Source organism: Desulfovibrio biadhensis, assembly GCF_055388615.1.
This window is the reverse complement of the sequence record NZ_AP042477.1, coordinates 270,397-293,432: the sequence shown is the minus strand read 5'-3', so window position 1 is coordinate 293,432 and position 23,036 is coordinate 270,397. Positions and strand designations below refer to the sequence as shown.

General features: G+C 54.5%; 21 protein-coding genes. 13 read left to right on the top strand and 8 right to left on the bottom strand.

What is annotated here, in order from left to right; genetic code table 11:
* Positions 1–19 precede the first annotated feature (19 nt).
* The 3 genes from ACZ5EH_RS01240 (at position 20) to ACZ5EH_RS01230 (ending at position 3,031) form a co-directional block, all read left to right on the top strand.
* Positions 20–1,042 carry a tRNA dihydrouridine synthase gene (locus ACZ5EH_RS01240; protein WP_464276329.1) on the top strand — a complete coding sequence of 341 codons (1,023 nt, stop codon included), beginning with the start codon at positions 20–22 and terminating at the stop codon, positions 1,040–1,042.
* A gap of 55 nt (positions 1,043–1,097) precedes the next feature.
* Positions 1,098–1,952, top strand: coding sequence for a 4-hydroxy-3-methylbut-2-enyl diphosphate reductase (ispH, locus tag ACZ5EH_RS01235; RefSeq protein ID WP_464276328.1), 855 nt, complete (start codon positions 1,098–1,100; stop codon positions 1,950–1,952).
* Between the two features lie 101 nt (positions 1,953–2,053).
* Complete coding sequence (locus ACZ5EH_RS01230; protein ID WP_464276327.1) at positions 2,054–3,031, top strand: chemotaxis protein; 978 nt, start codon at positions 2,054–2,056, stop codon at positions 3,029–3,031.
* A gap of 3 nt (positions 3,032–3,034) precedes the next feature.
* Here ACZ5EH_RS01230 and ACZ5EH_RS01225 read toward each other — a convergent pair whose 3' ends face one another.
* Positions 3,035–3,871 carry an SPOR domain-containing protein gene (locus ACZ5EH_RS01225; RefSeq protein WP_464276326.1) on the bottom strand — a complete coding sequence of 279 codons (837 nt, stop codon included), beginning with the start codon at positions 3,869–3,871 and terminating at the stop codon, positions 3,035–3,037.
* A gap of 104 nt (positions 3,872–3,975) precedes the next feature.
* Between ACZ5EH_RS01225 and ACZ5EH_RS01220 the strand changes: the two genes are divergently transcribed.
* Positions 3,976–4,947, top strand: coding sequence for a D-alanyl-D-alanine carboxypeptidase family protein (locus tag ACZ5EH_RS01220; RefSeq protein WP_464276325.1), 972 nt, complete (start codon positions 3,976–3,978; stop codon positions 4,945–4,947).
* A complete protein-coding gene (locus ACZ5EH_RS01215; RefSeq protein ID WP_464276324.1) occupies positions 4,944–5,351 on the top strand; it encodes a bacteriohemerythrin in 408 nt (135 codons plus the stop codon). Before ACZ5EH_RS01220 ends, ACZ5EH_RS01215 begins: the two co-directional genes overlap by 4 nt.
* 152 nt (positions 5,352–5,503) lie before the next feature.
* On the opposite strand, the gene ACZ5EH_RS01210 is transcribed toward ACZ5EH_RS01215, so the two are convergent.
* Complete coding sequence (locus tag ACZ5EH_RS01210; protein WP_464276323.1) at positions 5,504–6,355, bottom strand: hypothetical protein; 852 nt, start codon at positions 6,353–6,355, stop codon at positions 5,504–5,506.
* A gap of 58 nt (positions 6,356–6,413) precedes the next feature.
* Positions 6,414–7,634 (bottom strand): MFS transporter, encoded by a 1,221-nt coding sequence (locus ACZ5EH_RS01205; RefSeq protein ID WP_464276322.1) that lies wholly within the window; start codon positions 7,632–7,634, stop codon positions 6,414–6,416.
* A 215-nt stretch (positions 7,635–7,849) separates the two neighbouring features.
* On the opposite strand from ACZ5EH_RS01205, the gene ACZ5EH_RS01200 reads away from it, so the two are divergent.
* Positions 7,850–8,371 carry a PilZ domain-containing protein gene (locus ACZ5EH_RS01200; protein WP_464276321.1) on the top strand — a complete coding sequence of 174 codons (522 nt, stop codon included), beginning with the start codon at positions 7,850–7,852 and terminating at the stop codon, positions 8,369–8,371.
* 105 nt (positions 8,372–8,476) lie between these two features.
* Here the strand turns inward: ACZ5EH_RS01200 and ACZ5EH_RS01195 are convergent, their stop codons facing one another.
* Positions 8,477–8,689 (bottom strand): hypothetical protein, encoded by a 213-nt coding sequence (locus tag ACZ5EH_RS01195; RefSeq protein WP_464276320.1) that lies wholly within the window; start codon positions 8,687–8,689, stop codon positions 8,477–8,479.
* 304 nt (positions 8,690–8,993) lie between these two features.
* On the opposite strand from ACZ5EH_RS01195, the gene ACZ5EH_RS01190 reads away from it, so the two are divergent.
* The 6 genes from ACZ5EH_RS01190 to ACZ5EH_RS01165 all read left to right on the top strand — a co-directional run bounded on the left by ACZ5EH_RS01190 (position 8,994) and on the right by ACZ5EH_RS01165 (position 15,432).
* On the top strand, positions 8,994–9,881 hold the full coding sequence (locus tag ACZ5EH_RS01190) for a radical SAM protein (RefSeq protein ID WP_464276319.1): 888 nt from the start codon (positions 8,994–8,996) through the stop codon (positions 9,879–9,881).
* Positions 9,882–9,977: 96 nt separating this feature from the next.
* Positions 9,978–10,367, top strand: coding sequence for a hypothetical protein (locus tag ACZ5EH_RS01185; RefSeq protein WP_464276318.1), 390 nt, complete (start codon positions 9,978–9,980; stop codon positions 10,365–10,367).
* The gene (locus ACZ5EH_RS01180) at positions 10,351–12,180 is read left to right on the top strand and encodes a PAS domain-containing sensor histidine kinase (RefSeq protein WP_464278243.1); all 1,830 of its coding nucleotides are present in this window, start codon (positions 10,351–10,353) and stop codon (positions 12,178–12,180) included. The genes ACZ5EH_RS01185 and ACZ5EH_RS01180 overlap by 17 nt, the downstream gene beginning before the upstream one ends.
* A gap of 141 nt (positions 12,181–12,321) precedes the next feature.
* A complete protein-coding gene (locus tag ACZ5EH_RS01175; protein WP_464276317.1) occupies positions 12,322–13,542 on the top strand; it encodes an HD domain-containing phosphohydrolase in 1,221 nt (406 codons plus the stop codon).
* A gap of 18 nt (positions 13,543–13,560) precedes the next feature.
* Positions 13,561–14,934, top strand: coding sequence for a tetratricopeptide repeat protein (locus tag ACZ5EH_RS01170; RefSeq protein ID WP_464276316.1), 1,374 nt, complete (start codon positions 13,561–13,563; stop codon positions 14,932–14,934).
* 54 nt (positions 14,935–14,988) lie between these two features.
* Positions 14,989–15,432, top strand: a complete 444-nt coding sequence (locus tag ACZ5EH_RS01165; RefSeq protein WP_464276315.1) for a hypothetical protein — start codon at positions 14,989–14,991, stop codon at positions 15,430–15,432.
* A gap of 19 nt (positions 15,433–15,451) precedes the next feature.
* Here the strand turns inward: ACZ5EH_RS01165 and ACZ5EH_RS01160 are convergent, their stop codons facing one another.
* Complete coding sequence (locus tag ACZ5EH_RS01160; RefSeq protein WP_464276314.1) at positions 15,452–16,699, bottom strand: EAL and HDOD domain-containing protein; 1,248 nt, start codon at positions 16,697–16,699, stop codon at positions 15,452–15,454.
* Between the two features lie 333 nt (positions 16,700–17,032).
* Between ACZ5EH_RS01160 and ACZ5EH_RS01155 the strand changes: the two genes are divergently transcribed.
* The gene (locus ACZ5EH_RS01155; RefSeq protein ID WP_464276313.1) at positions 17,033–18,706 is read left to right on the top strand and encodes a GspE/PulE family protein; all 1,674 of its coding nucleotides are present in this window, start codon (positions 17,033–17,035) and stop codon (positions 18,704–18,706) included.
* 34 nt (positions 18,707–18,740) lie between these two features.
* On the opposite strand, the gene ACZ5EH_RS01150 is transcribed toward ACZ5EH_RS01155, so the two are convergent.
* The 3 genes from ACZ5EH_RS01150 to ACZ5EH_RS01140 form a co-directional block, all read right to left on the bottom strand.
* Positions 18,741–19,901 carry an HDOD domain-containing protein gene (locus ACZ5EH_RS01150; RefSeq protein WP_464276312.1) on the bottom strand — a complete coding sequence of 387 codons (1,161 nt, stop codon included), beginning with the start codon at positions 19,899–19,901 and terminating at the stop codon, positions 18,741–18,743.
* 4 nt (positions 19,902–19,905) lie between these two features.
* Positions 19,906–21,186, bottom strand: a complete 1,281-nt coding sequence (locus ACZ5EH_RS01145) for an EAL and HDOD domain-containing protein (protein WP_464276311.1) — start codon at positions 21,184–21,186, stop codon at positions 19,906–19,908.
* A gap of 79 nt (positions 21,187–21,265) precedes the next feature.
* Complete coding sequence (locus ACZ5EH_RS01140; protein ID WP_464276310.1) at positions 21,266–22,993, bottom strand: GspE/PulE family protein; 1,728 nt, start codon at positions 22,991–22,993, stop codon at positions 21,266–21,268.
* Between the last annotated feature and the right edge of the window lie 43 nt (positions 22,994–23,036).

Here is a 23,036-nt window from a genome sequence, read left to right as displayed (position 1 = left end):
TTATTCGGGATTGTTTTTTATGGATCATATCGCACAGCCGCGATCCACGCAGCTGCCCCCCATTTCTCCAGCGGAGCCCTGGCTTGCTCCGCTTGCCGGTTTTTCCGACCTTCCTTTCAGGCTTCTTTGTCGTGAGTTGGGCGCAGGCTGCGCCTGTACTGAGATGATCAGCGCCAAGGGCATGGTTTACGGCAGCCCGGGCACCGACCAGCTTCTGGATACCTGTGATGCGGACGCCCCTCTGGTGTATCAGCTTTTTGGGGCCGAACCGGACTTCATGGCCGAGGCGGCACGCCGCCTGCTTGATCGCGGCGCGCTTTGGCTGGACATTAACGCTGGCTGCTCCGTTCCCAAGGTCGTGAAGACTGGCTCTGGCGCTGCTTTGCTGCGAGAAGCGGATAATCGCGATACGCTTTGCCGTATTGTGGAGCGTCTTGCCGCATTGGCCGGGGAAGGGCGCGTTGGGGTGAAATTTCGCACTGGATGGAGCGGGTGCGACGATGTGGTGGAATCTTTGGGGTGCGCCCTGCAGAATTCCGGGGCCGGTTGGCTGACACTGCATCCGCGGCGGGCGCGGCAATTGTTTTCCGGCAATGCGGACTGGAGCTGTATTCGCAGGCTGAAAGCCGCAGTGAGCGTGCCTGTGCTTGCCTCCGGCGATCTGCTCCGGGCGGCGGACGGTATTCGCTGCATGGAGGAAAGCGGTGCTGACGGGCTTATGTTCGCCAGGGGGGCGCTCGCCGATCCTCGGATTTTTCAGCGCTATCTCCTTTTGCGAAAGCAAGGGGAGCGGGAGACGGCAATGCAGATTTCCGGCGGCGCCGCAGTGGCCGCCATGGTTCGGCGTCATGCAGCCCTTGCGCAGGAATACGGCAGAGGGCGCGATGCCATCATGAAAATGCGCACCTTTGCTCCGCGCTATCTCAAAGGCGTTCCTGGCGCGGCAGCGTTGCGTAAACGGTTGACCTTGTGTAAGGATTGGACGGAATTGGAAGATTTGCTTCAGGAACTGGAAAATTTGCCCGCTATTCATAACGATTGAGGGTTAGGACTTTTCCTGACGCAAATTCGTAATAATTTTGGAATCAAGAGGTGTTATGCGGGTCATTCGTGCTGAGACCGCAGGCTTTTGTATGGGGGTCGGGCTGGCCTTGCGCAAGCTGGACAGCGTTGTCATCGAAAACGCTGGCAAGCGTGAAGGCGCCGCAATCATGACATTGGGCCCCATCATCCATAATCCTCAGGTCCTGGAAGACTACGGCCAGAAAGGCGTAGGCATCGCCTCCACGCCTGATGACGTGCCAGGCGGAAGCTGTGTTGTCATTCGCGCTCACGGTATCCCCCGTCAGGTGGAGCACGCCTTGCGCGAGCATGATGTCAGGATCATTGACGCCACGTGCCCCAAGGTCAAGCGCGCGCAGTTGCTTATTGCGGAGCAGGCAGGATTGGGGCGCACCTTGCTGCTTTTTGGTGAAGAAGACCACCCGGAAGTCAAAGGCCTGCTGAGTTATGCGGGTGAAGCTGTGGTTTTCGAGTCCCTGGAAGAGCTGGAGGAAATGGATATCGGCGGCATGGAGCAATGCTTTCTCGCCGCTCAGACGACCCAGGACCGCGAAGCCTTTGAACGCATAACTGCCAACCTCAAAGAACGATGCGGGGATATCCCGATTCTTGAAACTATTTGCGACGCGACCCGCGAGCGGCAGCAGGAAGCTGTTGACATTGCAAAACAAGTGGACGCTGTGGTCGTTGTCGGCGGTTTTTCCAGCGGTAATACAAGGCGACTGGTTGACGTTGCTCTGGAGCAGGGCGTGTTCGCCGTGCATGTAGAAACGCCGGAGCAATTGCCTTTGGAAAAACTTGTAAAATACGCTACAATAGGTCTTACTGGTGGCGCTTCCACACCAAAACACTTGATAGACACCATTCAGGAACGATTGGAAGCGCTGTAGCCCACGATTAATGGGATCGTTGGGAAAAGAAATCTAACAAAAGGTCCGACACGCCCCCTACGTGGGGTGGACGGCCATGGGCCGCTGGGGAGGGCGATAATATGAGCCAGACCAACATACTTCTGGAGTCAGGCACCAACGAACTGGAAATCGTGGAGTTCTACCTCGATGAAGAAGCCGATGAGCCTGGTGAGGCGCCGTACAAAGGCTATTACGGCGTAAACGTCGCCAAGGTGCTTGAAATCATACGTATGCCCAAGATTACGGGCATTCCGGAAGTAAACCACCCGTCGGTACTGGGTGCTTTTAACCAGCGTTCTCATGTCATTCCCATTGTTGACCTTTCCGTCTGGCTGGACAAGCGCCGGGTGGAAAAAGAACCGCCAAAGGTCATCGTCACAGAGTTCAACAATGTGACCACCGCCTTCATGGTTACGGGCGTTACCCGTATTCATCGCATCAGCTGGGAAGAAGTGGAGCCGCCGAACGCCTATGTCGCCTCCATGAGTTCAAACTCCGTTACCGGTGTGGTCAAGCTGGAAGGCCGCATCGTATTTCTTTTGGACCTTGAAAAAATCGTTGCCGACCTGAACCCCGCCCTGGGGCTGCGGTTGGACGAAGCCATAGATTGGAGCAGCAACCGACGCTACAGGGCCATGGTTGCCGACGACTCCGGCCTGATCCGGGCCATGCTCAAGGATTTGCTGCAGAAAGCCAACTTTGACGTGGAAGCCTTCACCAATGGCAAAGACGCCTGGGAGCAGCTTGTTTCACTCAAGGATCAAGCCGACCGCGAAGGGCGCAAGATTTATGATTATGTGCAGGTCATGGTCTCTGATATCGAGATGCCGCGTATGGACGGCCACAATCTGACCAAGCGCATCAAGGAAGACCCCGTGCTCAAGGACCTTCCCGTCATCCTGTTTTCGTCCATTATTACGGACAAACTGCGACACAAGGGAGAAAGCGTGGGCGCGGACGATCAGATATCCAAGCCCGAAGTCACCAATCTGGCCACACGCTCCAAGGAGCTTATCGAGCGCATGCTGGGGGACAAGATGTCTCCGGAAGAGATTTAAGCCCTATTTCGAACAGAAGGTGATGAGCTCCTGAAGCGCGCTGGCAATACGCTCCACGCCGTCTTCATCAGTGGTTTGCAGCTTCAGACTGATGCTTGCGTCATTGCGCGTAAAACCGGTCTTGCCGCCGCTTGACTGTTCAGTCACGATTTTATTTTGCCCTTTGTGGGCTTCCAGAACGATGTAAAGGTTGTGCCCGTGCTTTTCCGTGGTCTGGAGAGAATAAGCGTCCAGATCGGAAAGCGCTGTTTTCGTGGTAAAAAGGTAGCCGGCCAGCTCTTCGCTTGTGGTCAGGGTGCAGCCGCGCAGAGTAACCTGCCGCAAGCCTTCCTGCACAATTTTTCTTAGTTCACTGGCCTCATCCTTCTTTACTTCCCGGATCGGCTCGGTTTCACGCTTTTTTTGGCGTGCCTTGCGTTTACGCTCTCCGGAAAGCAGCATGTCGAGGAGTTCGTCCTCATTCAGGGCAATGCCCTGTTCGTATGCAGCGATGATTCCTTCCAGATCATAACTGACGACCATGCCGTTATAATGCTGCCGGAACTCCATCAATTTTTTGGAGGCTTCTTCCTCGTTCGGGTAATTCCCCGTCAACACCACATAGTAATTGCCGCGATGGATCACGTAGGCTGGCTGGTTCAACACACGGGAGGCTTTGGAAGCGAACCATTTCGTCCCTTTGATTTCCTTGGCCGAACCTATCTGCAACTGGTACCGCTGCGGGCCCTCCTGCGCCACGGCAAAGGGCGACGGCAGCAAGAAAAAGGCGAACAGCGCCAAAAAGATGCAACAAATCGGCATGGAAAATGGGCACAGCCTGGAAAGCCGGAATGCGGACATTGGGCAGGCCTCGCAATATTAAAGTGATATTGTTGTATTACTGATACTATAGCTGTCGCCAAACTGGTTGGCAAGAGAACCTCGCCTGGTGTATATCTGCTGCAATGGAACATTACCACACCGTGAAAAACGCACTTTTGGTCAAGATACTGGGGGCTTTCATCCTTCTGGCCGGCTGCCTGCCTGTTTTTTCTGCTGCTGCGGGGCAGGGGGGCGTTGCTGCGCCTGTGGCACAGGAGGCTTCTCCCGAGGAAGCTACGATCGAATTTCAGGTGCCTGCTGCCCTGCTGGTGGAACTTGATAGCAACGATGTGTTGTATGCGCAGAATCCTGAAATGGAAGTGCCCCCAGCTTCATTGACCAAGATCATGAGCTTGTACGTGCTTTTTGACGCCATTGAAAAGGGCGAGATCAGTTTGCTGGACAGGGTCAAGGTCAGCGCCAAGGCGGACCGTACCGGCGGCTCCAGCATGGGCGCCCTGACCAACCATTTTTACCCGCGTTGGGAGATTATGAAAGGGATGGCTGTGGCGTCTGGCAACGACGCGTCCCAGGCCGCGGCCGAGACCTTTCCCGGCGGGTATGATGTTTTCATTGCCCGGATGAATGAAACCGCCAAAGCGCTGGGCATGACAGGAACACATTTTGTGAATCCCCATGGGCTGCCTGCAAAAAAGCAGATCATAACCGCTCGGGATATGCTTGTTCTGGCCCAGGACTACCTGCGTCGGTTTCCCCAGGCCCTGCGGCTGCACTCCATGCCTTTTAGCTGGCATGGAACGACAAAAACACGGAATCGCAACCGGTTACTGGGGAGTTGTTCAGGGGTGGATGGCCTGAAAACCGGCTATGTCCGGGCCTCCGGCTACAATACAGTGATTACGGCCAAACGTGACGGTGTGAGACTGGTGGCTGTATTGCTGGGAGCAACCAGTCCCAAAGTGCGGGCGCGGGAAGGTGTTAAACTGCTAGAATATGGGTTCGGTAGCGTAACTGCGCACAAGAACGGGGGGACTCGGGCATCTGAGTCCGCAGAAAAGAACGCGACAGAGAAAAAGACCAAGGAGGCCTTATGAGCTTATTGGTATGGGATGGCTCCCTCGCCATGGGCATCGACAGCATTGACGTGCAGCATGAGGAGTTGTTTCGCGTCATCAACAGCATGTACGACAAGATGCACGATGGCAGAGAGCAGAATGCCCTTATAGAGGGACTGGACAGCTTGCGTAGCTATGCAAAGTATCACTTCCACACCGAAGAAAAACTCATGGAGGAATATGGCTACCCCGAGCTTGATGCCCATCGCAAGGAGCACGAGGTGTTTGCAGAGCGTGTGTATTTGTATGCCCAGCGCCCTTTGGATGAGGTGGAAAAGACACTGGAAGAGCTGGAAAGCTTTCTGTTGAACTGGCTCATTAAGCACATTCAACGGACTGATAGAAAATATATGGATTTTTTCAAGGAGCACGGCGTTACCTAGCAAGCAGCCTGCAAGGTAACATTTGCTGCCACGGCAAGAAAAAGGGCGGTTCCATGTGGCTTTTGGTGTCCACGGGAATCGCCCTTTTTTTGTGATTTGCACATGGCGAGAGAACGCGTCTTTCCCGGCCAGCATCTGCAGCGGTTTTGGGGTCAGTGCTGCAACCGGCGCCCCCAGATGGATGCGGCAGCGGTGATGCCGATGGCAAGCGCCATGGCTGTAATGGCGATTGCGGCGTCGTAATAGCGTGGCGCGGCAAGGGCCAACCGGATCAACAATGTGGAAAGCGCGTACCCGGAATTGCGGAATGTGGCCTGAAAATAAGGCTGGTGGCGCTGCGCGATGAGCACCATGAGAATATCCGAGAAGATAAGGACGGTATAGACCACTTCAAAGTATTCTATGCGCTGCTCCAGGAAAATGAACGAGTAGAGCACCCAGATGCCTGTTGCGGCGAAAATTCCCAGCAGGACAACAGCAACGCCCTTTTTTGCCGCTACGAAATGATACAGTTCTTTCTTGTCTTTTTCGGCCCCATGGCGTCTGAGCAGGGCATGGTACACACCCAGCCCGATAAACAGCAGCACGGCGCCAACGCCATCGGAAACAATGGGCAGCACCTGTTGCAATGGGTCGGCTATCGTAATGGGCTCCTGAAAGTGGGTCAGTTCCTTGAACGCGTTACGCAGCAGGATCAGGGCGAGAATCTCGAATTGTTTGCCCACCGATTTCGAGACCGAGCACGGCAGCACAAAAACCAGGTCCACCAATTCGATCAAAAGCACCAGCGTAAAAGCCAGCTTGATGGCGAAGTAATGTTTCAGCGGGGTTATTTGCGCCAGCCATTGCGGCAACCACCCGTGACGGTTGAGTTCAATGGTAAGAATGCCCGCAAGAAAAGCCAGCACGAGAAAGCTGGCCAACGTGCGCTTTGTGCGAGGATTTTCCCAAAAGAGATGTAATGGGTCAAAAGTATATGTGGCTAATTCGTGGAACCTGCTCATGGCAGCCTCTTTAGCATGGTGTAGGGTAACGGGCAATTCGAGTTTGATGGCATTCCCGTTACGGCTTGCTCTCCCTGGACATTGGCATGCCAAGGGAAAAGAACATACCCAACAGAAGTATGCCGCAACTGAAAGCTATGTAGGCGTCCCACCCCCACCATCGGTAGATATAGCCCGGGAGCCAGGAACCCAGAGCGCCTCCGAGATAATAGATGGCCAGGTAACACCCGTTGACCAGTCCGGTGTTGGCCGTGGTGATGCTGTTGAGGTGTCCGGGCATGACCGCATGCACCAGAAAAAAACCGGGCGGAAAGAACAGCATGGCGCATTGGGCGAAAAAGGGATCTGCAGACGCTAGGCAGAACAGGGCGGCGATAAAGTAGAGCATGCCCGCAAGCACGGCCCGGCGTTCGTTGCCAAAAAAACGTACCAGCGGCATGACGAAGATGCAGACAAGTATGCCCAAAAGATATCCCGAATACATGGCCGCAATGCGAAATTCACTGATATCGCCTGCAATTTCCGCGAGCCTAAAAGGCAGCAGGTTCAGAAGTGAAGCAAATACGAAAAAAGCGCAGAAAACCGCAAGATAGGAGCGAAAGAACCCCGGCAAACGCAATATATGGGGCAGGGCGGCCAGTGACGGTCGTGAAAAACGCGCGGTGGCCTCTCGGGAGAGTCGCCCCAGGACAAAGGCGCAGAGGCCCATGACGCCGGCCAGGACCAGCAAGGATGTGCGCCAACCGAAATGGGTGGAAAGAAACCCGGAGCCCAGGCGACCGGCAAAAGCGCCAAAGATTGTGCTGGCAATGTAGAGCGCCATGATCCGCTGCACATTGCCTGTACCTTTGGTGGTGCCGATACGGGTCATAAGCGCAGTGAGCATGGCCGGGACAAGAAGCCCCTGCAGACAGCGCAACACCATGAAGGAGGCATATCCAGGCGCCATGGCCATGCCGCATTGCAGCAATGCGAGCAAAGTCATGCAGCTTATCAACACCAGCCTGGGCGAGATCGATTCAAGCATGAACCCGTAGGCGAGGGGGGCAACAGCAAGGGGGAGCAGGACAACTGTAACAACGAGAGATATAGCTGTTTGCTGTACTTCAAATGTTGTAGCCATTGTATTGAACAATGGCTGCGGCGCATACATCATTGCCATTGTGCAGATGGCTGCAAAGCAGATACGCAGCAGATCATTGCCGGCGGTGCCTGCATGCCCTGCAGCAGAAGGCTCGGCGTACGGAGCAGGGTGCTCGAAAGAAGGAGGAATGCTCATTTAATTGATGGATTTCATTATGCCGGACAGGAAAAAAAGGCCGCGTAACAAATGTAGAAATATAATTTACGCCTGGGTTTATTGCATGGCAAGTGAAGATAGCTACATGCCCTGAAAAACGCAAAAAATGCGTCACATAGTGAAAACTGCTTTACCCGATAAGTCCGGGGTGCTATATTAATAAAAAAAGAAGTATTTTCCGTTGGGGGTCTTACATGCAAATACGGTGTCCCAGTTGCAGGGCGGTGGGTAATGTTCCCGAATCAGCTTTGAATAAAAAAGTCCGTTGCCCCCGTTGTGCTGCAATTTTTCAGGTTTCTGAAAAGCTTGCAGCCAAAGGGGCCGACCGCCGCAAGGCCGAACGGGTCGAGGTGGACAAGGTCGGATTGGACTTCGGCGTTGTCATTGGAAATGCGCAAGTGCTGGACATGAGTGCTGTTGGTGTCGGGTTCGAGCCTTCCGATGCGGACTACGATTTTTCCAAGGGGCAGCGTATTGTCTTCAGTATTGTGGATGGGCAGGAAGAAGTCCTCAAAAATATTGCCGCACGCGTAACCCGCACTTCTTCTGACAGCGTAGGCAGTGAATTTGAAAGCCTGACTGATATCCAGACGAGTGAAATAAAACACTTTCTTGCGAGAAAGCGGTTTGAGGCGGTACACGAGGAAGCCCAGCAGAATGTGGAGCTGGAGATGGACGAAGATTCCATCAGACTCAAGAGTAAAGGGTTTCTCTAGGATTCAGCTTGCGACAGAAATGTATTTCCGGCGCCTCCACACGCAAAATGGGGGCGCCGGTTTTTTTGTACATAGTATGTCTAGCATCATGGCGGGTACGTAGGGTCAGGCGCCACGAGTCATGGGCATGGTCTGCCGGCCAATGCCCATGCCTGCTCCGGCAAGGCTGCGCTCCAGTTGTTCACGCGCGCTGCGCAGACACTGGCCATTGGACATCAGGAATTGAAGTTCGGTTTCAGAAACGCCCGCAAATGAGGCCACGTCGCGGATCGAGTATCCCTGTTCCAGTTGCCGCTGCAATAACCATTGCGTAAACATGGCGCCCTCCTGCTTTTTTTGCGTGATGATTTGTTACCATCTTCTATATGCTGCTCATCGGCATATCTCCAGATTCCTTCAGGTCAATGGCGGAATCGGCCAGGCAAGCGCGCACGCAGGGAAAGAATCTGTGGGCAGCCACGGTGAACGGTTCCTCTTGCCCATGAACGGTTGATCATCTATCACCATGCAAGTCCCCAGGCCCCGTGGTAGAGAACGATTTGTTTTGCTACCATGATGATGCATGCTTTTGTTGTATGCGTTGGAATGATTTTATTCACTATTTTACTAAAATGGTTTGAGAATGCAGACACCCGATGAAATGCAGCATGAAGGGGTGGTCATCCGCCCCCCCAGTGAAGCGGACAGCATACTGTTGCAGGTTACGCTGGGGTGCTCTCACAACAAGTGCACGTTTTGTGGTGCCTACAAGGCCAAACGTTTTACCATAAAGCCGCGGGAGGTCGTTCTGCGCGACCTGGATTTTGCGGCCCGTTGTTGCAAACGGCAGCGTCGGGTATTCCTTTGCGACGGGGATGCGCTGGTGATGCCCCAAAAGAGGCTAGTGCCCCTTTTGCAGGATATAAGGGAGCGATTGCCATGGGTCTCCCGCGTGGCCACCTACGCCAATGCAAAGAGTCTGCGGCATAAAAGTATCGATGAGTTGCGCGAGTTGCGTGAATTGGGATTGCGCACGGTCTATATGGGGGTGGAGTCCGGCGACGACGCCACCCTTGCCATGATAAAGAAGGGGGAGACCGCAGCGGAGATGGTGCATCAGGCAGCGCGGGCAAAGGAAGCGGGCTTGAAGCGCAACGTCACAGTCCTGCTGGGAGTGGCTGGCGAAGAGCGCTCCCTGGAGCATGCCCGGCGGACGGCGGAGGTTTTGAATGCCATGCAGCCTGAATACGCCGCGGCGTTGACGTTGATGCTCATACCGGAAACGCCCCTGGCTTTGGATGCGCAAGCGGGGCGGTTCACGCTGCCGGGCGCCATGAGCATGCTGGCGGAACTGCGGGAAATGATCGCCCACTTGGAGCTTGAACGCTCTCAGTTCTTTAGCAACCATGCATCAAACTATGTGCCGCTGGCCTTGCGTCTGCCCCGTGATAAAGAGCACGCTCTAGACATGCTGGACAAGGCCCTTGCAGGGCGTTTGCAATTGCGAGACGAGACCATCCGCCGGCTGTAGTGGGGGCGGCTTTGCTTGATAATCCTTGTAGGGGAGAGCATACTCGCCCCTATCGTCATAATAGTCTTGTAACGACTGCTGCAAAAAGGAGAAGACGTGCCCTCTGGCGACAAAGATCAGAAAAATGATGTGAGCCTGGCTGCCGCGCCTCAGTGCGCCCATGACGCGAAAACGGTACACGGTGAAAAGGCCGGTGACGCAGCATTGCTGGGCGAACTGTGCGATTTGCTGTTCCGCAAGCGTTGGAATGCCATTGAAATAAGCAATCTTGCCTTTATCTTGCGGCATCGGGAGCATATCGACAGTGTGCCTGAGGCGGGAGACGCATTGGCCTGTGTCGAGCGTTACGGAAGAGAGCTGGTCACGGCCGGCGCCGGTGCCGCCGTGGGTGACGCCTCTCGTGAGCAGGCGGTTCAATGTCTGCAGCGGGCCGCAGCCGCCCTGGGCCTGGAGCACGTTCTTGAGCGCCATGAGCAAGCAACGTAAAAGAAGAGGGCCCTGGGCCTCTCTGGGCAAAAGTCTGCGCAGTTCACGAAAGGCGCGCAGCGGGCTGGAGCAGACCAGAAGGGCGCTTTCTAATGAAATCCGCAAACGCGAGCGCGTCGAGGCGGAATTGCTGCACAGTGCAGGGCGCCTTGCCAAGAGCGAAAGGCTTTTCAGCCTGCTGGCGCGCAATGCCAGCGATGTCATTTTTATTATCGATGCGGATCATGTCTGCATTTATATCAGCCCTGCCATTACAGCGCTTACTGGGCACTCCCCGGAAACAATCATTGGTTCGTCCATAGGCGTCCTGGTCCAAGAACGCTGGCTGCCTCTTTTGGAAGGGGCCAGGAAACGGCGCGACCAGGAAGAGACAGATGGTAAGCGCGATAGCTCCCCTGTTCGCTGGGAGCTGGAATTGGTGCGTACTGACGGCTCTTTGGTCTGGACAGATACCATCATCTCCCCCTTGCGTGGGGAAGATGGCGCGCTAGAAGGATTTTTGGGCGTCGCGCGCAACATTGCCTCGCGCAAGCGCGCCGAAGCCGCTCTGGAAGTGGCGCACCGTCAGATGAGCGGCATCATATCCGCGATCACCGCCATTCTCCTGCTTGTGGATGGAGTGGGCAGGGTAACGCATGTAAACGACGCCGCCCGAGCTGCTTTTGGCCTCATTGGCGCAGCAGTGCAGGGGCGTTTTCTTGGCGAGCTGCCCCTTGGACTTGGCGGGCAGGAGCTGGACGCCTTGTTGTCTGAAATCCGCCGCTGCCGCAAAAGTGGGGAAACGCGCAGGCTGGATGATCTGCATTATTTCCGGAAAGATCAGAGTGAGGGGTTGCTTGGTCTTACGCTTTACCCCATGGAAGAGGGCGGGGTGCTGATTCTGGGGAGAGACATCAGCGAAGCCCGCATCAAGGAACAGCGCCAGGCCCATGAACAAAAAATGCAGTCCATTGGGCGTCTGGCTGCAGGGATTGCCCATGAGATAAACACCCCTGTGCAATATTTGGGGTTTAATGCAGGCTTTTTGGAAAACGCCTTCAAGGATGTGTCCGCCCTTATCGCTGCATACCGCAAGCTCCACGGTCTTGTGTTGGAAAACAGCGTCCCGCCCGCAATGGCCACCCTAAGCGATCACATCAAAACTTTGGAAACCGAAGCCGATATTGATTACCTGCTGCAGGAAGCGCCCCTGGCAATAGCGAATTCCCGGCAAGGCGTAGAACAGATAGGGCGCATAGTGCAGGCCATGCACCAGCTGTCGCACCCAGGGCGTCTGGCCCGTAGTGAGATGGGCGTAGTGGACATAAACGCCATGGTTGCCAACGCCGTGGTGGTGACGCGTAATGAATGGAAACGGCATGCGAAAGTCGAACAGCAACTGGACCCCACCCTGCCTGATATACCCGGTTGGGGTGCCGAGCTTGGGCAGGTGGTCATAAATCTGCTGCTGAACGCCGCCCAGGCTATCGAGGAATCCCGCACCGGCAATCCGGAAAAAAGAGATGTATCCGGTCGCATCGTTGTCAGGACCCGTTGGATTCCGGATGCAACAGAAGGGGCGCAGTGTGAAATAATGGTTGCCGATAGCGGTAGCGGTGTGCCAGAGGACTTGCGCGCGCGCATATTTGAACCATTCTTTACGACAAAAGATGTGGGGCAAGGCACGGGGCAAGGACTGGCCATTGCCCATGCCATTGTGGTGGAACAGCACGGGGGGCGCATAACCGTAGAAGATGCCCCCGGTGGAGGCGCCCTGTTCCGCCTGTATCTGCCAGCCACTCTTGAGGATGCAGCAGGCAATGCCTCCAGGTAGCGGATCACTCCAGGATGGGGAAAATTGATTAAGTACCCACTGATTTCAGTGAATGTTTGGCATTGACGCGATCTTGAACTATTCTTGATACAGCAGACGCCGTGGTATGCTTTACAGATCTGCTGCGGCGCGGGGGAGAGCGTGAGTAGCAAGGGACCAAGGATTCTTTTCGTTGATGACGATCAGCAGGTTCTGGCCGCCTATGCGCGTACCTTTCGCAAAGGGTACGCCGTGGATACGGCCCTTGGCCCCGTGGAAGGGCTCGCGGCCATTGCCGAACGCGGGCCGTTTGCCGTGGTCATTTCTGATCTGCGCATGCCGGGTATTGATGGCATCGAGTTTTTTTCCCAACTCAAAAATCGCTGTCCGGACACCATTCGGATAATGCTGACGGGCTATGCCGATATTGGCGCGGCCATATCTGCCGTGAACAAGGGGCATGTTTTCCGTTTTCTGGCCAAGCCATGCCCTGAGCAGGAAATGCACGACGCCCTGGCTGCCGGGGTGCGGCAATACCGGCTTGTGACCGCGGAAAAGGAGTTTATCCGCGGTACATTAAAGGGCGTTATCAAGGTGCTCACCGATCTTTTGGCAATGGCCAACGCCACGGCGCATCAGCGTTGCTCCCGGGTGAAGCGGCTGGTACTCGACCTGGGGCGCGCCCTGGGCATGAACGAACCGTGGAAGCTGGAGCTGGCAGTGATGCTGTCGCAACTTGGCTTTTTGATTCTTCCTGAGGCGTTGCTGCAGAAATATATACAGGGTGATGAGCTGGACACCGAGGAACGGGAGCTTTTTGCCCTGCACCCGCGGTTGGGAAGCGAGTTGCTGACCAATATCCCTCGCATGGAGGAAGTGGCCACTATCATTGCCTGGCAGGAAAAAGGCTATGATGGTTCCGGTCCGCCGGATCAGGAACTCACGGGGAAAGAAATTCCGCTGGGCGCGCGCATCTTGAAGGTGGCGCTGGACTTCGATGCGTTGCAGCAACGTGGTCTTTCCCGCAGAAAGGCGTTGCAGGCAATGCGCGCACGTAACGAATGGTACGATCCGGCTATATTCTCCTTGATGGAGCCCTTGCTGGGAGCGCGGGAAGGCTACGCCCGCGAAAAACTCCCCGTGGACGAGTTGGCGCCTGGCATGGTGTTGGAAAAAGAACTTGCCGCCGGTGTTCCCACACCGGGCAAGCCTCTCAAGGAACAAGATGTGGCGGCGATCAAGGCTTTGGGGTTGGAAAGCAAGTTGCTCGAGGTCTTTGTTCCGCTGCTGGAACCCTCCATCCTGGACGAAATCGACCCCAGTCTCATGGTCCGCATTCAACGCCTCAGACAACGGCTCGGATCAAACGGTCTCAAACCGTAATCACCCATAAGGATACCCATGAGTTACTCAAAACGGGTCAAGGCCGATCTCAAACTCAAGCACTATGACAAGGTGCTCCACGAATTTTGTAATACCGGCGGCAAGATACTGGTATGCACAGAGGACCAGGCTTTTTTCAAGGCTGTGCGATTCGCCCTGGAACAGGTTGGTCTGGATTTTCGGCAGCATGTGACCGAAGTGACGGATTACGACACTGCAGTGACAAGGCTCACCAAGGAAATCGAAAAGCGCAAGCTGCCCACGCTGGTCTTTCTGGAACGTAAAATCGGCGCGCGCTCCTATGTGAAACCCCTCAAAGTGCTGAAGGAATTCTACCCTGAAAAAGCAAGGGTCATCGTCTCAAGCGATGAGATAGGGCGTGGCGACATAGTTCTCATTTTCGAGGTGGGCGCCGACAGCTTGATAATCAAGCCCATTTCGGTCAATGCAATCATCGAAAAAATGGCTTTTGCCATAAAGCCGAACAATGAACTTTCCGTGCTTTTCGATCGAGCCAATGAACTGGTGGAGCAGGGTGACCTGGATGGTGCAGAGCGTATTGCCGAGCGTGTGTTTGAAGTGAAGGCAGACAGTTTGGCGGGGCACATCCTGCTGGGAGATGTTGCCACCAAGCGCGGCAACTTTGAGGACGCCCGTGATCATTATCTGAACGCCGCCAAAAGTGAGCGGTTGTACGTCAAACCTTTGCAACGGTTGGTGGATCTCGCAAAAAAGACAGGCGACACGGAAGCACAGCTCGAATACCTGAACCGCCTGGAAAAGCTTTCGCCATTAAACTACGAGCGCAAGATCGAGATCGGCGAAGTGTATGTGCAGATGGACGACATGGAGCAGGCTCAGAACAGCTTCCAGGAAGCCAAGAAAGTCGTCAAGCGTGTGGCGGACGAGATGGTCAGCGAGTCCTTGATGCGCATGGCCAAGAGCGTGAGTGACAAAGACAAGGATATGGCCCTGCAGTACATGGAAGAAGCCATTGCCCTTCGCGGGGAAAGCCTTGGAAAGGACGACCTCTGGATGTTTAATGAACGCGGCATCATTCTGCGGCAGCAGGGGCGCTGGGAAGAAGCCATCGATAACTACAAAAAGGCCCTGAAGGTTGTGCCGGACGACGGCGGCATCCATTACAATATCGGGGTGGCGTACGCCGTGGGTAAGGAGCACCGCAAGGCACTGCAATATTATGCAAAGGCCATAGATGTAGACAAGGAAGTGCTACGTCAGTCGCCAGCCATTCCCTTTAACATGGGGCTTTCCTACCTGCATGTAGGCAACAGAACAAACGCCCGTAAAATGTTTCGGTATTCTTTGGAGATAGACGAAAAGTACGCCCCTGCGCAGAGAATGCTCGCCAAACTGGATCAATCATCATAAGCTCGCTTCCGTGTTTCTGTGCAACCAGAAAACGGGGGGAGCAGGAGTTTTGCGATGGCTGTTTGTGACTACCTTGGTTTTTCCACCTACCAGGATGTTGAGAATTTTCTGAGCACGCAGAACTGTCTGGCGCTTGTGGTTTTCGTCAGCAGGAACCGCTGCTATCAGGATCAGGTGGAAGCCTTGAAGTACTTGCTTTCAAAAAGCGATGGCAGGTTGCCCACCTTCGTGCTGCCAGGAGGGTATTGCGATGTAGAGCGGGTCAAATACAACATCGCCGGTTACCCTACCTATCTGTTTTTGGAGAATGGAGCAGAAGTCATGCGCTTTGTGGGCAGAGTAACAGGGCGCATGCTTGCTGACTGGTGGAAATGCTCTACGCGGTTGGACAGAAGCGCCAGTATTGCCGCGACCGCGCACCCAGCCGGCAATAAGGATGATGCTTTTTCTTCCCCTGCTCAAGGTGGGGAGTGGGCCGCGAAACCGCCCCTGCAATAGAAAGGGCGGCGCGATCCTCTTAGGATTCGGCTTGTTCGTGGAAGCTTTTAGCCCAGACCAGGGCCTCGCTGTATGAATTTGCTACGATCATGGGGTCCAGCTTCAGGACTTCGACAATCCCTTCCATCTTGTCCCATTCCCCCGTCTCAAAGCTGCGGGCCAGCTCCAACCATTTGGTGTACTCGTTTTCCTGGTGGCAGAGCGCATTTTTTATCTTGTCGTCCAGGGGGAGGTCCTGGGCGATGGTCTCCATGGGCTGGTCGAGCATGGCCTCCAGCAGGGAGAAAAGCCCCAGCAGATAGAGTGAATCGGCTTTGACGTTCTGCACATCGTGATTCACGGCCAGCCGTTCCAGAAATTTGCCACGGATGGTGGAAAGATACGGCAACTCCGAGGATTTGTCCTCGGGAGAGATGTCAGTGAGAATTACCAGCCACAGCCAGCTCTTTATTTGTTTCCACCCCAGCAAAACCAGGGCCTGCTTGATGGATTCCACCTTTCTGGTGAGACCGAAGGCCGCCGAGTTGATGAAGGAGAGCAACCGGTAGCTGATGGAGACATCGGCTTCAATGACCTTGCTCAATTCTTCGAAATCAGGGTCTTCCTTTTCCAGCACCTTGAAAAGCATCAACCGGGAAATCTGGTTGGAGGAAAGTTTGCGCCCGGGCACAATCTGGGGTTTTTCAAAGAAAAATCCCTGGAAAAGGGCGAATCCCAGCTCGCTCACCATCTGGAACTGGGACATTTCCTCAACGCGCTTGGCCGCCAGCATGAAGGGCATGGCGTGGGCTTTGTCCGCCAACGCCTTGATGGTCTCGCGGTCCTTGCCCAATATGTCGACAAAGACGATATCCGCCAGCTTGTAGAGCTGCAAGCACGAGGCTTTTGCGCGGAAGTTGTTGCAGGCGATCATGTAGTTTTCGGCCTTGAGCTTCTTCAAGGCCTCGATCATCTCCGGGTCCTGGCCAAAGCTTTCGTCCACTTCCACCACCGTGGTTTCCGGCGGCAGAGCCAGGGGGATTTCGCGCTGGATGGAGCCCTTGGTAAAGTGGATAAGCACTTTGCGCCCAGACTCTTTGGCCTTGGGCATGTTCATGATGGCGTTTGAGATGACCGTCAGTGTGGCGATATCGTTATCGTCAAATGATGCATAGGTGTCTTCAGGGCTGCTGCGGTACAGCAACTCATATCCCCACACTGATTTGCGTGCACTGAAGATGGGCTGTCGGGCGAAAAATGTGTCAATATATATACGTTCATTATCCATGGCGATATCCTCTCTCTTCATGGCCCAAAAAAGGGTACGCCGTCAATCGGGATACTATGGTTCGGAACCGAACAAATTAAATGTTTGCCTGTGCGGGATTGCCAACATGGTGTTTGAGGTTGCCGTGAATGGATTGAATGATTACTATTGCCTGCAGATGAAAACATCTTCTTCACTTTCCAAGGTCAATACTGGGCGTCTTTGCTGGCATGCTGCGTTTTTGACTTCGGGGTCGAAATTCGGGCATAAGGTATGGGACGCTCAGATTCTTTCGCGCAGCAGCGCACTGTATAGTGGAAATGAAATCTGTAAGGCAAGAGATAATACTTCTTCATGAATCCTGACGAAACACCAAAATCCAACATCACCCAACGGGGCGAATTCGATCAGTTTAAGGCCGTGCAGCGGAAGTCCGGCGTTAAACTGGCGGAATATTTGCGTCGGCAAGGAAAGCTCGGCGAAAAAGAGCTGATGGATTACGTCAGTGCGCAACTGAAGATAGACCGCTATACCCCTGAAAAATATCCCTTGGATGACAACCTCAAGAGCGAATTGCCCGAGGCTGTCTTCAAGGATCGTCAGCTTGTTCCCTTGCGCAAAAAGGACAACATGCTCTGGGTGGCCACTGCAGACCCGTTGAACCTGGGTTTGCTGGATGCGGTGGAGAAACTTACCAAGTTCGACCTGGAGCCCGTCTATTGCCCCAAAGAGGAACTCAACGACCTTATTTTTTCCTATTTTGGCTCCAAGGCCGATATGGGCGAGATGCTGGGCACCCTGGAGGAGCTTTCTGTAGAAAGTGACGAATCCAGGGATATTACACCAGATATTTCCATTGCCTCTCTGGAAGACGCCCCCGTTGTAAAACTGGTGAACCAGATTCTGGTGCAGGCTGTGAACGCTGGCGCATCTGACGTGCATATCAGCCCCAAGCGCGACAGTGTGCAGCTCAGATTCCGTGTGGACGGTCAGCTCCATGAGATGCCCGCCCCTCCAAAAAGCGTGTTCATGTCCGTGGTTTCGCGGCTCAAGCTCATCGCCAGCATGGACATATCCGTGACCCGCGTTCCTCAGGACGGGCGCTTTTCCTTTCATGTACAGACCAAAGAGGTCAACGTCCGCGCGTCCACATTGCCCACGATTTATGGCGAAAACATGGTCATGCGTCTTTTGATGCGCCAGTCGGGCACCTTGACCTTGGCCGACCTGGGCATGATTGACGAGGAGCGTGAGAAGGTCGAGGCCGCGATCAACAAGTCTTACGGCATGATTCTGGCTACAGGCCCCACAGGAAGTGGTAAAACCACCCTGTTGTATTCTCTGCTGCGCGAGATAGATAAACCCAACATCAACATCATCACTTTGGAAGACCCGGTTGAATCGCGTCTGGACACCATCCGCCAGGTGCAACTGAACCGGAAGGCGGGCATGACCTTTGCCAGCGGTTTGCGCGCCATTTTGCGTCAGGACCCGGACGTGCTGATGGTTGGTGAGATTCGTGACGGTGAAACGGCGCATATTGCTGTTGAATCGGCCATGACCGGTCACAGACTGCTCTCCACGGTGCATACCAACGATGCCCCTGGTGCTGTGACGCGTTTTATAGATATGGGCGTTGAGCCGTTTCTGGTGGCTTCCACACTGCTGGTGGCTGTGGGGCAGCGGCTGGTGCGTCGTGTCTGCCCCAATTGCGCTGCGCCGTATAATCCACCGCAGAGCATGGTGGATCAATTAAAGCTGCACCCCAAGAGCAAGATCAACTTCATGAAAGGGCAGGGGTGCCCCTCCTGTAATAACACAGGATATAAGGGGCGTACCGGTATTTATGAAGTCCTGGTCATCGACGATATGATCGGCGAAATGATTTTGCAGCGGAAGTCTTCAAAGGAAATATCCAGGGCAGGTGTACAGGCCAAGAGTTTCCGCACCATGAAGATGGACGCCATATCTAAAGTCGCCAAGGGCATCACCACTCTGGAAGAGGCCGCCCCCATTATCTTCATGTAGCGTCTTTCGTTCTCTTTCCCCTGAAAAAAACGCGTCAGGCCAGGATCTTGGCCATGTCCAGCTCCTCGTGCAGGCCGGGGTCGCGCAGGGCTGCGAGCATGCGTTTTTTGTTTTGCAGCCGGGCTGCCACAGCAGCAGGCAACGGGCGCCATGGTTCGCCCAGCAAGGCGTGGGCCAGACTGTCAGCCAGGGAAAGGCTCAATACCAAAGATTTTGCGGAATCCGTTTTTGCCTCGCTGTCGAGACGCATGTGGTGGTGCGCCCCAATGACCATGGCTGTCTCCTTGGGCAGGTTCCAGGATGTGGCAGCCATGCGGCCGATGGTGGCGTGCTCCACGCCGAAAAGGGCCTCTTCTTCCTCCACGCTCCACCCAGTATGGTAATCGGGATGCTCTTGCTGCTCGTTGACCATGTGCTCCGCCATATCCGCCAGCGCCAGCTTGCCTACATCGTGCAGCAAACCCAGGGTAAACGCGGTTTCAGGGGGCGCCATTTTGAATGCAACACAAAGATGGGCTGCCAAAATGGCAGTGGCGATGGAGTGTCGCCAGACCTGTTGGCGAATGGTGGAGTAATGCCCTCCTTCCTGTCCGATCATTTTGAAATGATCCTGGAAGTACAGGGTCTTCAGGTTGTTGATGCCCAAAATAAGCACGGCGTGGTGCAAAGAGGATACCTGTCCCGGCATACCGAAAAAGGGGGAATTGGCCTGTTTTAGTACTTTGGTGGAAAAGACAATATCCAGCGTGATGGCCTGCGTCAGCCGCTGCAGGCTTGCGTTGGGGTCGTTGAAGACCCGCATTTTCTGAAAGGTCAGGCCGAAGGCATCCAGCTCTTTGAGGCTTTTATCGATGCGTTTCTGAATTTCCGGGGGGATACCCTCTGGTACGGATGGCAGCGATGCCTGTTTGTCTCCAGCCAGGGCTGCATCAAGGGCTTCTTCCAGCAGGGCCACGCGTTCCGGGGGCGGTGCACTCTGCTCCCGTTGTGCTGGCTGGGTGTCATCCGGAAAAGCCGGGACCTCATTCATTCCAGAGGCTGCTGGCTGCTGGCCGCCCTTTTTTTCAGGGGGGTGGTGTCTTTTTTTTTTCTGTTTCCATATCCAATAGCCGGCAAGGAAGCACAGCAAAAGGATAATGCAGGACAGAAGCCATTCTTCGAGAAACAGACTCAAGCTCGCATTGATGAAGGACACCGGTTTACTCCTTCATGTTTTCGGTGGCGGCTGTAATTTCGGCAGCCCACAGTATGGACATGTTATGGGCGACGGCGACGTCGGCGCTACGCAGGCCGAGCTTTTCCATGAGGGGGGTCAGCTCGCCCCATTGGGCAGTCTCGATGCCTTCGGCAAGATCGAGGAGCAGGCGATAGTCGTTGTGCTCTCCACAGAGGGCCTTGCCTATGCTCTCATCGAGATTGAGCTCCTGTACCAGTTTCTCCATGCTTTCAAGGAGGAGGGCGTCGAGCTTCGAAAAAAGTCCCAGCAGGAAAAAGCTTTCTGTATCATCTTTGAAGCGCGTTGACTTCTGGGCTATCTGCTCCATGAAGCGGGCGCGTTTGAGTGAGACGAAATACAGCTCGCTGCAATGCTGGTCCTCACAGATTTCAGAAAGCGAAACGGCCATGAGCCATTGTTTGAGGGGGTTCTGCCCCAGCAGAGAAACGGCGTGCCCCACAGAGGTAATCCGCTTTTCAAACCCGAAGTAAGGGGAATTGATGAACCTGATGAGCCTGTAGCTCAAGCCCACATCCTCGGAAAGCAGCTTGGTAATTTCCTTTGTATTGTAGTCGTCGTTGGCCAGATTTTTGACAAGGCGAAGTTTGGAAATTTTTGAGAGGCCGGGGGTGCGCCCGGGCAGTACGATAGGCTTGCTGAACAGGTACCCCTGAAAAAGGTCAAACCCCTGTTCCAGTAACAGGTCGAAGGTCTCCTTGTGCTCGATTTTTTGCGCAAGGGCGAGACATTTGCGTTTTTTAATCTGCTCCGCTGCGCTTTTCAGGCTTTGTTGATCAAAAAGCGAAGCATCGATGCGGATGATATCGACAAGTTTGACCAGTTCGCTCTTGGCAGGCACTTCTGTTGCCAGCAAAAATCCAAGGTCTTTGAGTTTTTTGCAACCTGCTATGAAGTCAGTGTCGTTGTGCTTGGATGGCAGGTCGGCCACGATACGCTGCCCCGGCAGGGATGCGTACATCTCGTTAACGACCATATCGTGGGTAAAGTTGATGGCCATACGCTGTGTATTTTTGGTGCCGGCGGAGGCCAGGGGAAAACCGTCCACAATGACCGAAGCCGTGGCGGCTTCGGGATCGTCCATGGTTGCGGACGTGGCGTGAGAACTGGAGCGGAAGAGCAGCTCATACCCCCAGACCCGACGGTCTTTGTCGAATATGGGTTGGCGAGCAATGAATATCGGCTGCACACCCTTTGGGTTTGCAGTGGGGTTGGTCTCTTCCATATCGAATTGCGTATCTTGCATAATCTCTTGCGTTGGTTTTACCTGCGCCTCATTTTACTGGAGGGGGCGGGTTACTTTTCGGTCTTACTGTCACTCAATTTTATATGGCTACGGAAAGGTATTCTTCAAAAGTAGTCAAGCCCTGGAGCACCTTGTGGGCGGCATCCGTCCGCAAGGGGCGCAGGCTGCCATCGGCTATTGCTACGTTGCGAATCTCCTGGGCAGAAGCGCGTTGGATGATGAGCTGTTGTACCTTGTCGTCGATATTCAGGACTTCAAATACTCCCATGCGCCCTTTGTATCCGGTGTTGCCACAGCTGGGGCAACCGCGTCCCTTGAAAAAATGCATTATTGGACTTTGCGACGGGTCGAGGCTCATGGCCCTGAGTTCCTTTTTTGAAGCCTGGTAGGGCTCTATGCAATGCGGACAGATTTTTCGCACTAGCCGTTGCGCGATGACAATGAGCATGGTGCTGGCAATGAGAAAGGGCTCCAGCCCCATTTCCAGAAAGCGGCTCACCGCCCCTGATGCATCGTTGGTATGCAGTGTGGAAAGCACCTTGTGCCCTGTCATGGCAGATTCAATGGCGATATGGGCGGTTTCACCGTCGCGAATCTCACCGACCATTATCACGTCGGGGTCCTGGCGCAAAATGGAGCGCAGACCACTGGCAAAGGTCATGCCCACTTTGGTGTTGAGTTGGATCTGGGTCATGTAGTCCACACGCGACTCCACGGGGTCCTCCAGCGTCACGATGTTGATACCGGAGTCGTTGACCATGTCCAACAGGGTATACAAGAGCGTTGTTTTGCCGCTTCCTGTGGGGCCGGTGGTAAGGATCATGCCAAAAGGTTTCTTGGCCGCCCTGCGAACCAGAGTCTGTTCCCTTTCCCCGAGCCCGAGGTCGCCAAGGGTGAAGTGCTTTTTGTCCTGCACATGCAAGCGCATGACTACCTTTTCGCCGTATATAGTGGGCAGGGTGGAGGTGCGGACGCCGATTTCCTTGTTGGCGACTCGATAGGAAAAACGCCCGTCCTGGGGGACGCGGGTGACCGAGATGTCCAGATTGGAAAGCAGCTTGAGGCGTGAGACCAGAGGAAAAAAATATTGTTTTGGAAACGAGTCGAATCGTTTGAGCTTGCCGTCAATACGCAGTTGCAGCAGCACGTTGTTGCGCACAGCACGGAGATGAATGTCGCTGGCGCCGGCATTGAGCGCCTTCACCAGAATAGAGTTGACGAGCTTGATGACGGGCGCTTCTTCAACCATGCTTTGCAGGTTTGAAATATTGATGGTTTCGTCGGGCTCGTCTTCTTCCTGTTCAATCTCTGTCTCATCGATGGCTTCGAGATCGATGAGCTTGTCATCCGCTGCCTGAAAGTCCCGTCCGTACACCGCCTTGAACACTTCGCGCAGTTCGCTGCGTGTGCAGATGACGCTCTCTATTTCGAGGTGGGTGGCGGACTGCAATTCGTCCGTCATGGAAATATCAGTGGGGTCGGTGCACGTTATGATGAGCAGGGAGCCCTTTTTGAGTAGTGGCGCTGCGTGCAGGCGAAGCGCCTCTTCCTCTGAAAGCACCTCGGCAAGTTCAGGGTGGGGGGTGAATTTGTCAATATTGAGCCGGCGTACGCGAAGGTGCCTGGAAAGGATATCAACTATTTGTCGTTCAGTTACGATGCCACGTTGAATGAGCACTTCACCCAGTTTCAGCTGTGTCTGGGCCTGTTCGCCAAGTGCTTCTTCAAGTGCCTCGGCGCTAATGACGCCAGCTTCGACGAGAACATCGCCGAATCGTTTTCGATTTTTTGTGGTAACAGTCTTCATTTTGAATATTCGGTATGGTGCTTATAGTGCAATATAGCAATTA

What these genes read in the sequence shown, in the direction of transcription:
- ACZ5EH_RS01145 (WP_464276311.1), bottom strand. Translation starts at nt 21,186, where the DNA reads ATGCAAGATACGCAATTCGATATGGAAGAGACCAACCCCACTGCAAAC.
- ACZ5EH_RS01190 (WP_464276319.1), top strand. Translation starts at nt 8,994, where the DNA reads ATGCAGACACCCGATGAAATGCAGCATGAAGGGGTGGTCATCCGCCCC.
- ACZ5EH_RS01225 (WP_464276326.1), bottom strand. Translation starts at nt 3,871, where the DNA reads ATGTCCGCATTCCGGCTTTCCAGGCTGTGCCCATTTTCCATGCCGATT.
- ACZ5EH_RS01195 (WP_464276320.1), bottom strand. Translation starts at nt 8,689, where the DNA reads ATGTTTACGCAATGGTTATTGCAGCGGCAACTGGAACAGGGATACTCG.
- ACZ5EH_RS01155 (WP_464276313.1), top strand. Translation starts at nt 17,033, where the DNA reads ATGAATCCTGACGAAACACCAAAATCCAACATCACCCAACGGGGCGAA.
- ACZ5EH_RS01180 (WP_464278243.1), top strand. Translation starts at nt 10,351, where the DNA reads ATGAGCAAGCAACGTAAAAGAAGAGGGCCCTGGGCCTCTCTGGGCAAA.
- ACZ5EH_RS01170 (WP_464276316.1), top strand. Translation starts at nt 13,561, where the DNA reads ATGAGTTACTCAAAACGGGTCAAGGCCGATCTCAAACTCAAGCACTAT.
- ACZ5EH_RS01140 (WP_464276310.1), bottom strand. Translation starts at nt 22,993, where the DNA reads ATGAAGACTGTTACCACAAAAAATCGAAAACGATTCGGCGATGTTCTC.
- ACZ5EH_RS01210 (WP_464276323.1), bottom strand. Translation starts at nt 6,355, where the DNA reads ATGAGCAGGTTCCACGAATTAGCCACATATACTTTTGACCCATTACAT.
- ACZ5EH_RS01230 (WP_464276327.1), top strand. Translation starts at nt 2,054, where the DNA reads ATGAGCCAGACCAACATACTTCTGGAGTCAGGCACCAACGAACTGGAA.
- ACZ5EH_RS01240 (WP_464276329.1), top strand. Translation starts at nt 20, where the DNA reads ATGGATCATATCGCACAGCCGCGATCCACGCAGCTGCCCCCCATTTCT.
- ACZ5EH_RS01205 (WP_464276322.1), bottom strand. Translation starts at nt 7,634, where the DNA reads ATGAGCATTCCTCCTTCTTTCGAGCACCCTGCTCCGTACGCCGAGCCT.
- ACZ5EH_RS01220 (WP_464276325.1), top strand. Translation starts at nt 3,976, where the DNA reads ATGGAACATTACCACACCGTGAAAAACGCACTTTTGGTCAAGATACTG.
- ACZ5EH_RS01200 (WP_464276321.1), top strand. Translation starts at nt 7,850, where the DNA reads ATGCAAATACGGTGTCCCAGTTGCAGGGCGGTGGGTAATGTTCCCGAA.
- ACZ5EH_RS01165 (WP_464276315.1), top strand. Translation starts at nt 14,989, where the DNA reads ATGGCTGTTTGTGACTACCTTGGTTTTTCCACCTACCAGGATGTTGAG.
- ACZ5EH_RS01160 (WP_464276314.1), bottom strand. Translation starts at nt 16,699, where the DNA reads ATGGATAATGAACGTATATATATTGACACATTTTTCGCCCGACAGCCC.
- ACZ5EH_RS01215 (WP_464276324.1), top strand. Translation starts at nt 4,944, where the DNA reads ATGAGCTTATTGGTATGGGATGGCTCCCTCGCCATGGGCATCGACAGC.
- ispH (WP_464276328.1), top strand. Translation starts at nt 1,098, where the DNA reads ATGCGGGTCATTCGTGCTGAGACCGCAGGCTTTTGTATGGGGGTCGGG.